This is a genomic window from Pseudoalteromonas sp. P1-26 (assembly GCF_001401795.1).
Classification (GTDB): domain Bacteria; phylum Pseudomonadota; class Gammaproteobacteria; order Enterobacterales; family Alteromonadaceae; genus Pseudoalteromonas.
This window is the reverse complement of sequence record NZ_LKDX01000166.1, coordinates 1-278: the sequence shown is the minus strand read 5'-3', so window position 1 is coordinate 278 and position 278 is coordinate 1. Positions and strand designations below refer to the sequence as shown.

The window sequence follows — 278 nt, the reverse complement described above, 5'->3', positions numbered from 1 at the left end:
TCATCCTTCACCAGCATGTTCTCCCCCCCTGGCACGCCATGGCCGCCGGCCTTGAGCGTCTTTGCGGGCAGATCGAGTGGGCTACCGGTATGCCCGGGGTAGGAGCGCGCACCTGCCTGATAGATGTGGTTCGCGAACTTCTTTGCTTCGCGACCTTCCGGATCTGGAAGCCCCTGTAGTGCATCTCGAACCGTTCGCCATGCCTGTGTCGGCAGCATCGTACGGAACTGCTGCAACTTGGCAACGCGCGCGGCGAGCTTCGCAGGCATTCTGGGCTG

Annotated in this window: 1 pseudogene; it reads right to left on the bottom strand. The window is 62.6% G+C overall.

Going from position 1 to position 278, the window contains the following annotated elements:
- A pseudogene (locus AN394_RS22405) lies at positions 1-278 on the bottom strand (hypothetical protein); the annotation flags it as partial.